The 13,988-nt window shown below is 36.0% G+C and carries 12 protein-coding genes; 8 read left to right on the top strand and 4 right to left on the bottom strand.

Annotation, left to right across the window (positions count from 1 at the left end):
• Nucleotides 1–102 precede the first annotated feature (102 nt).
• Nucleotides 103–1,965, top strand: coding sequence for an ABC-F family ATP-binding cassette domain-containing protein (locus ACM55M_RS06465; protein ID WP_416856752.1), 1,863 nt, complete (start codon nucleotides 103–105; stop codon nucleotides 1,963–1,965).
• Nucleotides 1,966–2,083: 118 nt separating this feature from the next.
• On the opposite strand, the gene ACM55M_RS06470 is transcribed toward ACM55M_RS06465, so the two are convergent.
• Together ACM55M_RS06470 and ACM55M_RS06475 are read right to left on the bottom strand one after the other, a co-directional pair.
• Nucleotides 2,084–2,389, bottom strand: coding sequence for a hypothetical protein (locus tag ACM55M_RS06470; protein WP_416856753.1), 306 nt, complete (start codon nucleotides 2,387–2,389; stop codon nucleotides 2,084–2,086).
• 195 nt (nucleotides 2,390–2,584) lie between these two features.
• Nucleotides 2,585–4,135 (bottom strand): SDR family NAD(P)-dependent oxidoreductase, encoded by a 1,551-nt coding sequence (locus ACM55M_RS06475; RefSeq protein WP_416856754.1) that lies wholly within the window; start codon nucleotides 4,133–4,135, stop codon nucleotides 2,585–2,587.
• 281 nt (nucleotides 4,136–4,416) lie between these two features.
• On the opposite strand from ACM55M_RS06475, the gene ACM55M_RS06480 reads away from it, so the two are divergent.
• Nucleotides 4,417–5,196, top strand: a complete 780-nt coding sequence (locus tag ACM55M_RS06480; protein WP_416856755.1) for an O-methyltransferase — start codon at nucleotides 4,417–4,419, stop codon at nucleotides 5,194–5,196.
• A gap of 59 nt (nucleotides 5,197–5,255) precedes the next feature.
• Here ACM55M_RS06480 and ACM55M_RS06485 read toward each other — a convergent pair whose 3' ends face one another.
• Complete coding sequence (locus ACM55M_RS06485; protein WP_416856756.1) at nucleotides 5,256–5,933, bottom strand: hypothetical protein; 678 nt, start codon at nucleotides 5,931–5,933, stop codon at nucleotides 5,256–5,258.
• Between the two features lie 370 nt (nucleotides 5,934–6,303).
• Between ACM55M_RS06485 and ACM55M_RS06490 the strand changes: the two genes are divergently transcribed.
• The 5 genes from ACM55M_RS06490 to secA all read left to right on the top strand — a co-directional run bounded on the left by ACM55M_RS06490 (nucleotide 6,304) and on the right by secA (nucleotide 12,414).
• Complete coding sequence (locus ACM55M_RS06490; RefSeq protein ID WP_416856757.1) at nucleotides 6,304–6,990, top strand: ABC transporter ATP-binding protein; 687 nt, start codon at nucleotides 6,304–6,306, stop codon at nucleotides 6,988–6,990.
• Nucleotides 6,991–7,051: 61 nt separating this feature from the next.
• Nucleotides 7,052–8,002 carry an ATP-grasp domain-containing protein gene (locus tag ACM55M_RS06495; RefSeq protein ID WP_416856758.1) on the top strand — a complete coding sequence of 317 codons (951 nt, stop codon included), beginning with the start codon at nucleotides 7,052–7,054 and terminating at the stop codon, nucleotides 8,000–8,002.
• Nucleotides 8,003–8,033: 31 nt separating this feature from the next.
• Complete coding sequence (locus tag ACM55M_RS06500) at nucleotides 8,034–8,603, top strand: cob(I)yrinic acid a,c-diamide adenosyltransferase (RefSeq protein WP_416856759.1); 570 nt, start codon at nucleotides 8,034–8,036, stop codon at nucleotides 8,601–8,603.
• Between the two features lie 162 nt (nucleotides 8,604–8,765).
• The gene (locus tag ACM55M_RS06505; RefSeq protein ID WP_007138072.1) at nucleotides 8,766–8,987 is read left to right on the top strand and encodes a DUF2795 domain-containing protein; all 222 of its coding nucleotides are present in this window, start codon (nucleotides 8,766–8,768) and stop codon (nucleotides 8,985–8,987) included.
• Between the two features lie 85 nt (nucleotides 8,988–9,072).
• Nucleotides 9,073–12,414 (top strand): preprotein translocase subunit SecA, encoded by a 3,342-nt coding sequence (gene secA / locus ACM55M_RS06510; protein ID WP_416856760.1) that lies wholly within the window; start codon nucleotides 9,073–9,075, stop codon nucleotides 12,412–12,414.
• An 86-nt stretch (nucleotides 12,415–12,500) separates the two neighbouring features.
• Here secA and ACM55M_RS06515 read toward each other — a convergent pair whose 3' ends face one another.
• Entirely contained in the window at nucleotides 12,501–13,163 is a 663-nt protein-coding gene (locus ACM55M_RS06515; RefSeq protein WP_416856761.1) for a TrmH family RNA methyltransferase, read from the bottom strand.
• 65 nt (nucleotides 13,164–13,228) lie between these two features.
• Here ACM55M_RS06515 and ACM55M_RS06520 point away from each other — a divergent pair, with 65 nt between their 5' ends.
• Nucleotides 13,229–13,921: an SIR2 family NAD-dependent protein deacylase gene (locus ACM55M_RS06520; RefSeq protein ID WP_416856762.1), complete on the top strand. Its 693-nt coding sequence runs from the start codon at nucleotides 13,229–13,231 to the stop codon at nucleotides 13,919–13,921.
• The last annotated feature ends 67 nt before the right edge of the window (nucleotides 13,922–13,988 follow it).

The following is a 13,988-nucleotide window of genomic DNA, read 5'->3' on the forward strand; positions in this document are numbered from 1 at the left end:
ATCACAAAAACTTGAAACTTGGTGTAAATGAATTACTTTTGCAAAAAAGTTATGTTTCGTAACGAATCCATAGCTTCTAATTTATAACTCATACCCTACAAAGTGAATTACTTATCTGTCGAAAATATCTCGAAATCTTTTGGAGAAAGAACGCTTTTTGAAAACATTTCTTTTGGAATCAATAAAGACCAAAAAATTGCCTTCATAGCCAAAAACGGCTCTGGAAAAACTACCATTATGAGCATTATTAATGGTTTAGAAGAGTCTGATACGGGACAAGTAGTTTTGAGAAAGGGCATAAAAATGGCTTTCCTTTCGCAAAATAACAACTTGCAAGACGAATTGACCATTGAAGAAAGCATTTTCGCTTCGGATAATGAGACTTTAAAAGTGATAGAAGCGTATGAAAAAGCATTAGAAAATCCTGAGGATGAGGAAGCCTACCAAAAAGCTTTTGACGGAATGGATCAGCACAATGCTTGGGATTTTGAAACGCAGTACAAACAAATTTTGTTCAAACTGAAGTTGGAAGATTTCAAACTGAAAGTAAAAAATCTTTCCGGAGGACAGAAAAAGAGGTTGTCACTAGCTATCATTTTGATCAATCGTCCTGACTTATTGATTCTGGATGAACCTACGAATCACTTGGATTTAGAGATGATTGAATGGTTGGAAAGCTATTTTGCCAAAGAAAATATTACGTTGTTTATGGTGACGCACGACCGTTTCTTTTTGGAGCGTGTTTGTAACGAAATCATCGAATTAGACAACGGAAAATTATACCAATACAAAGGAAATTACTCGTATTATTTAGAGAAAAAAGAGGAACGCATCGCATCCGAGAATTCGAGTGTGGATAAAGCGCAGAATCTTTTTGTAAAAGAATTGGAATGGATGCGCCGTCAGCCAAAAGCGAGAACGACAAAATCGAAATCGCGTCAGGATGATTTTTATGACATTAAGGAAAAAGCGCAAAGTCGCCGTCGTGAAAATAAAGTAGAACTCGAAATCAACATGGAACGTATGGGAAGCAAGATTATCGAGCTTCACAAAATCTCCAAAAAATTCAAGGATCATGTGATTTTGAATAATTTCAGTTTTGATTTTCAACGTGGCGAACGCATTGGAATCATTGGAAAAAATGGAACTGGAAAATCTACTTTCTTGAATCTCTTGACCAGAACTTTGCCCCTTGATAGTGGAAAAGTGGTGGTTGGTGAAACTATAAAAATAGGATATTATACCCAAAGCGGGATTAACCCAAAACCGGGTCAGCGTGTTATTGATGTGATTAAGGAATACGGAGAATTTATTCCGTTGATGAAAGGGAAATTGATATCTGCTTCGCAATTATTGGAGCGTTTCTTGTTTGATTCTAAAAAACAATACGATTTTGTGGATCGATTGAGTGGTGGCGAATTGAAACGTTTGTACTTGTGTACGGTTTTGATTCAGAATCCAAACTTTTTGATTCTGGATGAGCCTACCAATGATTTGGATATTGTGACGCTGAATGTTTTGGAAAGTTTCCTTCTAGATTATCCGGGTTGCTTAGTTGTGGTTTCTCACGACAGGTATTTCATGGATAAAATTGTGGATCACTTGTTCATTTTTAGAGGTGATGGTGTGGTGGAAGATTTTCCTGGAAACTATTCGGATTTTAGAGCCTATGAAGACAGTGCTGATGTGGCTCAAAAAGAGGAAAACAAAGCCGATAAGAAAGACTGGAAACAAAACAATCCAACCGGGAATTTGACTTTCAACGAGCAAAAAGAATTCCAAAAAACGGAACGTGAAATAAAAGATTTAGAGATTCAAAAAACAACTATCGAGCAATTGTTTTCCGATGGAAAAATTGCCGAAGCTGATATTGAAAAGAAAGCCAACGAACTGAAAAATATCATCAATAAAATTGAAGAGAAAGAGGAGCGATGGTTTGAGCTGAGTGCGAAGATAGAAGGATAGTATTCAGTCTCAGCGTTCAGTATTGAATTTTTATAAATAGTATTTAAAGGAAAACCCACAACAGAATCTGATTCTGTTGTGGGTTTTATTTTATAAACTAGTAGCTTTTGCAAATGGTTTATGCCAAAAACAAGGTCTTCTTGTGATAATTATATAAATTCGAATCATAAAGGGTTACTTTAGGTGCGATTTTTTCGGAAGAAGCATCAAACTTGATACCGTTGTATTTGCGGAACAAGTAAATCTCTTTCAAACAATTAGCCAAACTCTTATGGATTAAGGTCTTAAAAGTCGGCAATTTTTTGTCTCCTACCAATAAATCAATTTGGTAATTCGAACTCGTTTTCGATATATTATTTCCGATGATTCTTACCGTAAATTTTGTCGGAATTCCGTTTTGTTCCCCTTGATACTCTATTACCATAGTATTTAAAATTAAAATGTGGTTAAATTAGCTAATGCTCTACTTTTATATTTATTGAATTCTATATTAAAGATACTAATATAAAGAAAACTGCAGAATAACAGCCCCTAAATTAATAATTTATAACAAACCTAATTAATAAAACGGTTTTAAACCTAATTTAAAACTCTAAAAATTTCATAAACTTTATGGCTTTTACCAAGGAATAGGATTGTAATCTTTCAAAAACTTCCCGCACCAATGTTTTCCTGTATTAATACCGTCAAACAAAGGATCCATAACCCGTGCGGCACCATCAACAATATCCAATGGCGGTTGGAAGTCTTCTTCTTCCTGTTTTCTTTTGGCTAATTCGGCAGGATCCTCATCGGTTACCCAACCGGTATCTACTGCATTCATAAAAATTCCGTCTTTTGCCAAAGTACCTGAGGAAGTATGGGTCAACATATTTAATGCGGCTTTGGCCATATTGGTATGCGGATGGCGGTCTTCCTTGAAAAAACGATGAAACTTTCCTTCCATTGCCGAAACGTTGATGATGTGCTTTTGTCCCGTGTTGTCTTTCTTCATAACTTCGGAAAGGCGGTTGCACAATACAAAAGGCGCTACTGAATTCACCAACTGCACTTCGATCATCTCCGTCGTTTCAATTTGTCCCAATCGCAAACGCCAACTGTTGGTTTTTCTTAAATCTACTTGTTGCAAATCGGCATCAAGTTGCCCTTCCGGAAAAACTTCATTTGCCACCAGTGCATTATCAAACGAATACGGAATCTGGGATAATTTGGCGGAAGCCCGCAATCCAATTCCCGGTTCTGGTCCGTGCCAAGTCACTGACATATTTTGATTCGAAGAAGCTCCTGCTGTCAATACTTTTAATTCATCCAGACAATTGGTATGATCCAGCAATAACTCTTGTGCTTGTTTTGGCAAAGAAGCGATAGAAAGCGCTTCGTTTTCCATTAAATGGGTATAGAATCCCGCAGGACGTCTCACGGTTTGTGCCGCATTATTAATCAAGATATCCAATCGTTCATATTTTTGTTCTATGAAATTGCAAAAAATCTCCACACTGGGAATATGTCGTAAATCCAATCCATGAATTTTCAAACGATGTCCCCAATCCATAAAATCATCTTCCTTAGAAAAACGCAAAGCTGAGTCTACCGGAAAACGAGTCGTTGCAATAACAGTTGCTCCGCCACGCAAAAGCATCAAGGCAATGTGATACCCAATTTTTAAGCGAGACCCGGTAATAACCGCTACTTGCCCTTTTACATCTGCGGTTTGAAACCGTTTCGCATAATTAAAATCGCCACAATCGGTACACATCGTATCATAAAAGTGGTGCATTTTAGTAAACTCGGTTTTACATACATAACAATTTCTAGGAGTTTCCAGTTCTAATTGTTCTTTTAGAGCGAGATGATTCATAGCCAATAATTTGGGTGCCACAAAAACACTCGCTTCACGGGCATGACGAATTCCGGTTTCCTTGCGGGCAGTTCGGTCGCGCTTTTCCATTTTCCTTTTGACAGCTAACTTTCCGTCCTTTTTTCTACGGGAAAGTTCATCACGATCCGGTCTGGAAAACATTCCTGCAGCTTTGATTAAGGCCGTTCGTTGTTCTTTCGGGATATCAAATATTTGGTCTGTATCCGTATTCAATTGTGCCAAAATAGCGATGCATCGGTCAATTTCTTCCGAGCTTATGGCAGTCTTATTTTCTATTGCTGATGTTGTCATTATATAAAACAGGCATTTTTATTAGCAAAAATACCAAGGGTGCAAATATACTATTTAAAGTGAATAGTATCTAGAGAAGTGATTCGTGTAATACCTGAATTATTACTAATTCCCAAGGCATACGCTTTAGGAATTAAACTTTTAAGATATTTTCACATTAGAATCTGCGTAAATCTGCGTGAAAAATATAGGCACGCAGATTTTACAAATTTACGCACATTATTCACTCCACACTACTTACTCCTTTTTCGTATCTTCGCCCCTACTTTGTAAATGTCTCTATGTTATTCCAAATAAAATCGTACCTACAATTCCTTTGGCACTCTAAAAATGAGCATGCAGTACATTCGCCTTTTGTGTTTAGTTTATTGACGAAATGTTTTTATGACAAAAAATCAAAACCCGAATATGCTGTTTTAAGGAATTACAGAAAATCACTTTTAGAAAACAACACTACAATCGAAGTTACCGATTTTGGTGCAGGTTCGAAAGTTTTCAAATCTAATAAAAGAAAAATTTCCAAGATTGCCAGAACGGCTGGAATTTCTCCGAAGCGAGCCCAATTATTATTTAGAATCACTAATTATTTTCAGCCGGAATGTGTTTTAGAAATTGGTACTTCATTAGGATTAGCGACTACTGCCCTTTCTTTGGGTAATTTAAAAGCAAAAACAATCACTTTAGAAGGTTGTCCGGAAACAGCAAAACAAGCCCAATTGCAATTTCAAAAATTCAATTTCAATACCATAAAGTCCGAAATAACAGAGTTCAGTACTTATTTGCTAAACTGCACACTGCACACTGCACACTATCAACTAGTCTATTTCGACGGCAATCACTCCAAGAAAGCAACCGTAGCGTATTTCGAATTATTACTTCCTACGATTACTAATGAAACCGTTTGGATTTTTGACGACATTCATTGGTCACCAGAAATGGAAGAAGCTTGGGAAATGATAAAAAAACATCCAACAGTTACCGTAACCATTGATATTTTTCAATGGGGTTTGGTATTTTTTAGAAGAGAACAGCCCAAAGAGCATTTTATAATTCGCATTTAATGCAAAAAAAATGACAGCCATTGCTGACTGTCATTTCTAACCTTGAATTAGTAAGTCGTTTATTCTTTTGCTCTTTTCATTTCTCCTGATTTTGCACCCATTCTATTCACTTTCAACATTGGAGCAAATTTGAATTTTAAAGCAGCAATTTTTCTGTTATCTTCAGACGAAAGTCCTTCTTTTTCAACAGTATTTTTTCTGCTGTCCAATGCTTCGTACATTAATTTAATTTCATCCCAGTCTTCACGTGTATAACTGTCTTTATTATCTTCAGCAGTATGGATAAATTGTTGGTAAACACTATGTATATTAGCTGCATTTACCCAGCTAAAATTCATATCATCCCCAATTTTTCCTTGACCAAATAAAGCATTTCTTAATTGTTGTTTAGAGCTAATTGTTACATCAGTAGTTGGTTGCTCTGGCGCTTTTTCAGCTTCATATTTAGCTTTTAAAGCTTCATATTTGGCTCTACTTGCATCAAGACGCTCTTGCGCTTTTGCATTATCTTTCATGTTTGCTATAGCGGCTTCGGCTTCTCCGCTTTTCAATTCATAAGTAGCTTCAATTCCTTGCCAGTTCCCTTTCGCGTCTTCAGCAGCAACATTACCTACTGAATCTACGTACATAACATAGCTATCAACTGTTTTCTCTGCTTGTTCCGCTTTTTCATCTTTACAAGAGGTAAATCCCAAAGCGATCACCGCAACACCTAATAATAACTTTTTACTTTCCATAATTTCTTGATTTGATTAAATATTATTTAAACAAAGTTACACAATACTGTTAATTAACCAATACAAATACAAAAATATTATAAATTATTCATATAATTATGAAATAAAAAGAAATAAAGTGTGAATTATATAAATTATTGCTAAAATAGTATAAAACAATAAAGAGCATTTCTATTTATTAAAAATCGTATTTTAAGAGAAATCTGGAAAAGCAAAAAACAGTGCTCAAATATAAATCCTTCCGTTATTCTAAATTGAAGCAAAAAATTGTAACAAATTTTAAAAAACGGCTACTTATTAATAATTCGAAAGTCTTTTGTACTTTTAAAATCTGAAATCAAAGATCGTTAATCAGCAACCAAAAATCCCAATGGCAAACCCGCTAATAAAAATAACCAATATTAAACGAGATTTTGTACTCGGAAATGAAATCGTTTACGTCCTAAAAGGCATTGATTTACAAATAAATAAAGGGGAATACGTGGCATTAATGGGACCTTCAGGATCCGGAAAATCTACTTTAATGAATTTATTAGGTTGCTTGGACACACCAACTTCCGGGAGTTATATTCTGAACGGAAAAGATGTCAGCCAAATGAAAGATGACGAATTAGCCGAAATTCGCAATAAAGAAATCGGATTTGTTTTTCAGACTTTTAACCTTTTGCCAAGAACAACTGCACTAGACAATGTGGCATTACCGATGATTTACGCGGGATTTTCAAAATCGGACAGAAATAAACGCGCTACTGAAGTTTTGGAACAAGTAAATCTTGCCGATAGAATGGACCACCAACCCAACCAACTTTCGGGAGGACAACGCCAGCGTGTAGCTATTGCAAGGGCTTTAGTAAATAAACCATCCATCATTCTTGCCGATGAACCTACTGGAAATTTAGACAGTAAAACATCATTAGAAATCATGAAACTTTTTGGAGACATCCACGCTAATGGTAACACAGTAATTCTGGTCACTCATGAAGAAGAAATTGCTGCTTACGCCCATAGAATTATCCGTTTAAGAGATGGACTTATTGAAAGTGATACTATAAAATAGTTTTTTTAGGAGCCATTTCCAGCTATTCGCTTGTATCTCTTTCTTGCCATTCTTCCTTCGTATGAATGACAAGAAGCAGGATACCGCTGCTATCTGGGCTAAGGAATCCCGCTCACAATACCATCTAAAATTCCAAATAACACCTGCAACCAAAATGAGAATCGCTCTACTAACCTGCGAAAAACTTCCCGATTTAACTCCCGAAGATCAAAAAATAATTCCTGCATTAGCCAAACATAACATGCAAGCCAAAGCGGTAATTTGGAGTGACAAAACCATCAATTGGAACGATTTCGACTATTTAATTTTTCGCAATACCTGGGATTATTTCGAGAAAGAGACCGAATTTTCTATTTGGCTCAACCAAATAGAAAAATTAGGAATTAAAACGCTTAACCCAATTGAAGTAATCAAGAAAAATATCCATAAGTTTTATTTGCGTGAAATGGAAAAGCAGGGAATTATAATTCTTCCTACGGTTTTCATAGACAAAACAGACAATCTCAATCTTGCAGAACGGATTCCCTCTCATTGGAAAAAAGCAGTTATAAAACCAGCGTTTTCGGCGGGTTCGTATCTCACCGAAGTTTTTGAAAGATCGGATATTGAAAAGATAAACGAACAATATACAGCTATAGCTTCGCAGAAAGAATTGCTTTTACAAGAATTCATGCCGCAAATTCAAACATTGGGCGAAACCTCTTTTATTTTTTTTAATAAAAAATTCTCTCATTGTGTCAATAAAAAACCCGTTGAAGGGGATTTTAGGGTGCAATCTCAATTTGGAGGAAAATACCATTTGGTTCAACCGAGTCAGGAACTTATTGAAAAAGCACTAAAAATTGTCCATACTTTTCAAAATGATTTATTGTATGCCAGAGTGGACGGAATAGTAATTGACAATGATTTGTACGTAATGGAAATGGAATGCATTGAACCCGATTTGTATTTCAATCTCAGTGACGGTTCACTGAACCGATTTGTAGCAGCAATAGTGGAATTAATACCCTAAATTTGTTTTTTTTATATCAAATAAACGGCAGATGAAAGTATATACAAAGACGGGAGATAAAGGAACAACAGCACTTTTTGGCGGAACCAGAGTCCCAAAAGACCATGCCCGTATAGAAAGTTATGGCACAGTTGACGAATTGAATTCCCATATAGGTTTAATTCGGGATCAGGAAATGAATAGCCATTACAAAGAAATCCTTATCGAAATTCAAGATCGATTGTTTACCGTGGGCGCCATTTTGGCTACGCCTCCGGAAAAAGAGGTGATGAAAAACGGGGAATTGCGTTTAAAAAAATTGGGGATTATCGAGTCCGATATTGAATTATTGGAAAACGAAATTGACACGATGGAAGAAGCATTGCCTCCAATGACTCATTTTGTCCTTCCCGGCGGACATACCACTGTGTCATATTGTCATATAGCCCGTTGCGTATGTCGCAGAGCAGAGCGTTTAGCTGTCCATTTAAGCCACAATGAACCCGTTGCTGAAATCGCTATCAAATACCTGAACCGACTTTCTGACTATCTTTTTGTGTTGGCACGAAAGTTGTCTCATGATTTAAACGCTGCGGAAATTCAATGGATTCCAAGGAAATAGGATTTCAGATTAAGCAGCATTTTTAAAATCAAAAATCGTTAATCTGAAATCAAAAATCAGCAATCAACAAAGACGTTCTTAACTTTAATTAAAAATAAATGATTTTTTACTTGTCTTTTTCAGTAAAAAATTTATTTTTGCACAAAACTAAATCGACAACAGATGTATTGGACATTAGAATTAGCATCTTATTTAAGTGATGCCCCGTGGCCTGCTAACAAAGACGAACTTATTGACTACGCTATTAGAGCAGGAGCTCCATTAGAAGTAGTAGAAAACCTTCAATCTATAGAAGATGAAGGCGAGATATATGAATCAATGGAAGAAATTTGGCCAGATTATCCTACAGACGAAGATTATCTTTGGAATGAGGATGAATATTAAAAAGTAAACCAAGAAAAAGTCTCAAAAGAGGCTTTTTTTTTGTTTAAATTTACACAATTACACAATATAGAAATAAAAACATATTATGAGTTTTATAAACAGTATCATTAAAGTCTTTGTTGGAGATAAATCTCAAAAAGATGTCAAGGCATTACAGCCTTATCTTAACAAAATTAAAACTTTTGAAAATCCTCTAATGGCATTATCTAATGATGAACTTAGAGCACGTACCGCATTTTTCAAAGATAAAATAAAACAAGCCCGTTCTGAAAAAGATGCTAAAATTGACGCATTGAAACAGGAAGTGGAAAGCATTGAAGACATTGATAAAAGAGAAGATATTTATATCGCTATTGATGCGCTGGAAAAAGAAGCTTACGATATTTCGGAAAAAACATTACTGGAAATTCTTCCTGAAGCTTTTGCCGTAGTAAAAGAAACAGCAAGACGTTTTAAAGACAACACACAAATCGTTGTAACGGCAACTGCAAAAGACCGTGAATTTTCAGCAACTAAAAGCTACATCACTTTAGATGGTGACAACGCAATTTGGGCTAATTCCTGGAGTGCTGCCGGTAAAGAAATTACTTGGGACATGATTCACTATGACGTACAATTAATTGGCGGAATGGTTTTGCATGAAGGAAAAGTAGCTGAAATGCAAACGGGTGAAGGAAAAACATTGGTAGCAACCTTACCGCTGTATTTAAATGCTTTGACTGGAAACGGGGTACATTTAGTAACCGTGAATGATTACTTAGCAAAACGTGATAGTACATGGAAAGCACCTTTATTCGAATTTCATGGCTTAACTGTTGAATGTATTGACAATTACCAACCAAGTTCTGAAGGAAGAAAAAAAGCATATAATGCTGACATCACTTACGGAACGAATAATGAATTTGGTTTTGACTATTTAAGAGATAACATGGCGCATACGCCAGATGAATTAGTTCAAAGAAAACACAATTACGCCATTGTCGATGAGGTCGATTCAGTTTTAATTGATGATGCAAGAACACCATTGATTATTTCAGGACCAGTTCCACAAGGAGATCGTCATGAGTTCATGGAAATGAAACCAAAAATTGAAAACTTAGTTAGTTTACAACGTCAGTTGGCTAACGGTTTCTTATCTGAAGCTAAAAAATTAATCAAAGAAGGAAATACTAAAGAAGGTGGATTCTTGTTGCTAAGAGCCTACAGAAGTTTACCTAAAAATAAAGCTTTAATTAAGTTTTTGAGTGAGGAAGGAATCAAGCAATTGCTTCAAAAAACCGAAAACCAATACATGCAGGACAACAATCGCGAAATGCATAAGATTGATGAAGCGTTGTATTTTGTAATTGAAGAAAAAAACAACCAAGTTGAATTGACTGATAACGGAATAAAATTCCTTTCAGGAGATACTGATGCTGACTTTTTCGTACTTCCGGATATTGGAACCGAAATCGCAGCCATCGAAAAGAAAAAACTGGACAAAGATACTGAAGCGGAAGAAAAAGAAAGATTATTCCAAGATTTCGGAATAAAAAGCGAGCGTATTCACACATTGACACAGCTTTTGAAAGCCTATGCTTTATTTGAAAAAGATGTAGAATATGTAATCATGGACAACAAAATCATGATTGTGGATGAGCAAACAGGGCGTATCATGGATGGTCGTCGTTATTCTGATGGATTACACCAAGCAATTGAAGCCAAAGAAAACGTAAAAATTGAAGCTGCTACACAAACATTTGCAACAGTAACATTACAAAACTATTTCAGAATGTACAGCAAGCTAGGCGGTATGACTGGAACTGCTGTAACTGAAGCGGGTGAATTATGGCAAATATACAAACTGGATGTGGTAGAAATCCCTACTAACAGAGGAATGGCAAGAAAAGACAAAGAGGATTTTATTTATAAAACTACTCGTGAGAAATTTAATGCCGTAATTGAGGATGTAACCCAATTATCAAATGCAGGAAGACCAGTATTAATTGGAACCACTTCGGTAGAGATTTCGGAATTACTAAGCCGAATGCTTAAAATGAGAGGTGTTGCGCACAATGTATTGAATGCAAAAATGCACAAACAAGAAGCTCAAATTGTTGAAGAAGCAGGAAAATCCGGTGTCGTAACGATTGCTACTAACATGGCTGGTCGTGGTACCGATATCAAATTATCTGCCGAAGTAAAAGCGGCGGGTGGATTAGCGATTGTTGGAACGGAACGACACGATTCACGTCGTGTGGACCGTCAGTTACGTGGTCGTGCCGGTCGTCAAGGTGACCCTGGAAGTTCTCAGTTCTATGTTTCTCTTGAAGATAACCTGATGCGTTTGTTTGGTTCTGAAAGAGTGGCTAAAGTGATGGACAGAATGGGATTGCAGGAAGGTGAAGTGATTCAGCATTCTATGATGACAAAATCTATTGAACGTGCTCAGAAAAAAGTAGAAGAGAACAATTTCGGTGTTCGTAAACGTTTATTGGAATATGATGACGTTATGAATGCACAACGTGAAGTAGTATACAAACGCCGTCGTCATGCTTTGTTTGGAGAGCGTTTGAAATTGGATATTGCCAACATGCTTTACGATACTTGCGAATTAATTGTTGACGAAAACAAAGCAACAAATAATTTCAAGAACTTTGAATTCGAATTAATTCGTTATTTCTCTATCACTTCTCCGGTTACAGAAAGTGAGTTTGTGAAATTAACTGAGATGGAATTAACCGGTAAAGTATATAAAGCGACATTAGAATTTTATACGGAGAAAACAGAAAGAAGTGCAAGAGAAGCTTTCCCTATTATAAAAGATGTTTACGAAGATAAAAATAACCAATTTGAGCGTATTGTAGTTCCATTCACTGATGGAATCAAAACCTTAAATGTGGTTACCGATTTGAAAAAAGCGTACGAAACTCAAGGGGCGCAATTAGTTGCTGATTTTGAGAAAAACATTACTTTGTCTATTGTAGATGAGGCTTGGAAAAAACACTTGCGTAAAATGGACGAATTGAAACAATCTGTTCAATTAGCCGTTCACGAACAAAAAGATCCATTACTTATTTACAAACTGGAAGCGTTCAATTTATTTAGAGGAATGCTTGACAATGTAAATAAAGAAGTTATTTCATTCTTATTTAAAGGTGATTTACCGGCTCAAGAGAATCAACACATTCAAGAGGCAAAAGAAGTTCGTCAGAAAGAAGATTATAAATTGAGCAAAGACGAAATTCCAAACAGCGAAAATATAAATCGTGAGGCTGGAGAAACGCAACAACGACAAGTAACAGAAACCATCGTGAGAGATATGCCAAAAATCAATCGCAATGACAACGTTACAATTCAAAACGTGGCTAACGGACAAACACAAGAAATGAAATTCAAAAAAGCCGAAAGTTTAATCGCCTCAGGTCAATGGGTTATTGTTAACTAATAACCGTTTCGATTCCTTAAAAGTAAATTCCCCAATTACGAAAGTAGTTGGGGATTTTATTTTGAAACCAATTCGAAAAAAAAAGATTATTTCACGTTTTCCCCAAAATATCGTTCTTCTATTCTTTTAATATCTTTTATGGAGTTTTTGGCCCAAGCCAATCTTTTTACTAAAATTTCCTCTTCGGATAAATGCCAATCGATGTTTGAATTTCGTAATCGATTCGTCAGGTTTTGAATAATGATTGCCGCTGAAACCGAGATATTCAAACTCTCTGTAAAACCAACCATGGGAATTTTAAGAAAACCATCAGCACGTTGTAAAATTTCTTCAGACAATCCGTCTCTTTCTGTTCCAAAAAATAAGGCACTGGGTTTTGAAATATCAAAATCATCCATCAAACAATCATTATCATGCGGTGTAGTGGCAATAATTTGGTAGCCTTTACTTTTCAATGTATCCACACAGTTCGTAATACTGTCGAAGGCATTGATGTCAACCCATTTTTGGGCGCCCATCGCTATTTCCTTATCGATACTTTTTCCGTAACGCTGCTCGATTACATTCAATTCCTGAATTCCAAAAACCTCGCAACTGCGCATTACCGCACTCGTATTGTGCATCTGGAAAATATCTTCCACGGCAATGGTAAAATGATTGGTTCTGTTTTCCAATACTTTCAAAAATTTTTCTTTTCGGTTATCGGTCAGGATATTTTCGAGAAAATTAAGATAATCGATATCAATCATTGCGGGTTATTTTTTTGGCAAAAATACTAAAAAAGACTAGCTTTATCTCTTAATGCATTTTACAAATGAAAAAGAAATTAGTGGTTTTGACAGGAGCAGGAATTAGCGCCGAAAGCGGCATTAAAACCTTTCGAGACAGTAACGGACTTTGGGAGGGTCATAACGTTATGGATGTCGCAACACCCGAAGGCTGGCATAAAAATTCCGCTTTAGTGCTTGAATTTTATAATCAAAGGCGAAAACAACTCAAAGAAGTAGAACCAAATTTGGGTCATCAAATCCTAGCTGAATTAGAACATGAATTTGATGTATATATCATTACCCAAAACGTAGATGATTTGCACGAACGTGCCGGAAGCTCTAATGTCTTGCATCTTCATGGTGAATTATTGAAAGTAAGAAGCTCAAAAAATCCAAATTATATCCTGGATTGGCAGGAGGATTTGAATTTTGGCGATTTCGACAACAACCAAAATCAGCTAAGACCCCATATTGTTTGGTTTGGCGAGGAAGTTCCTGCACTTGACGAAGCTATTGCAATAACACAAAAAGCGGATTATTTTGCTGTTATCGGGACTTCGTTACAAGTGTATCCTGCTGCAGGATTAATCGATTTTACAGCCCGCGAAACGCCTATTTTTTATATTGATCCAAAACCCATAAAAATTCCAAATCTCCGAAATCCATTAGATGTGATTCCTGAAGTGGCTTCTGAAGGAATGAAAACACTAAAAAAGAAGCTAATCGGCTTTATTTAAAAACTATTCGTTTTCTATTTTGTCACGAAAGGTTTATATTTGCGCCTTTCGAACAAACAACAAAACA

This window comes from Flavobacterium galactosi (assembly GCF_048158585.1).
Taxonomy (GTDB): domain Bacteria; phylum Bacteroidota; class Bacteroidia; order Flavobacteriales; family Flavobacteriaceae; genus Flavobacterium; species Flavobacterium galactosi.

What these genes read in the sequence shown, in the direction of transcription:
- ACM55M_RS06470 (WP_416856753.1), bottom strand. Translation starts at nt 2,389, where the DNA reads ATGGTAATAGAGTATCAAGGGGAACAAAACGGAATTCCGACAAAATTT.
- ACM55M_RS06475 (WP_416856754.1), bottom strand. Translation starts at nt 4,135, where the DNA reads ATGACAACATCAGCAATAGAAAATAAGACTGCCATAAGCTCGGAAGAA.
- ACM55M_RS06480 (WP_416856755.1), top strand. Translation starts at nt 4,417, where the DNA reads ATGTTATTCCAAATAAAATCGTACCTACAATTCCTTTGGCACTCTAAA.
- ACM55M_RS06485 (WP_416856756.1), bottom strand. Translation starts at nt 5,933, where the DNA reads ATGGAAAGTAAAAAGTTATTATTAGGTGTTGCGGTGATCGCTTTGGGA.
- ACM55M_RS06490 (WP_416856757.1), top strand. Translation starts at nt 6,304, where the DNA reads ATGGCAAACCCGCTAATAAAAATAACCAATATTAAACGAGATTTTGTA.
- ACM55M_RS06495 (WP_416856758.1), top strand. Translation starts at nt 7,052, where the DNA reads ATGAATGACAAGAAGCAGGATACCGCTGCTATCTGGGCTAAGGAATCC.
- ACM55M_RS06500 (WP_416856759.1), top strand. Translation starts at nt 8,034, where the DNA reads ATGAAAGTATATACAAAGACGGGAGATAAAGGAACAACAGCACTTTTT.
- ACM55M_RS06505 (WP_007138072.1), top strand. Translation starts at nt 8,766, where the DNA reads ATGTATTGGACATTAGAATTAGCATCTTATTTAAGTGATGCCCCGTGG.
- secA (WP_416856760.1), top strand. Translation starts at nt 9,073, where the DNA reads ATGAGTTTTATAAACAGTATCATTAAAGTCTTTGTTGGAGATAAATCT.
- ACM55M_RS06515 (WP_416856761.1), bottom strand. Translation starts at nt 13,163, where the DNA reads ATGATTGATATCGATTATCTTAATTTTCTCGAAAATATCCTGACCGAT.
- ACM55M_RS06520 (WP_416856762.1), top strand. Translation starts at nt 13,229, where the DNA reads ATGAAAAAGAAATTAGTGGTTTTGACAGGAGCAGGAATTAGCGCCGAA.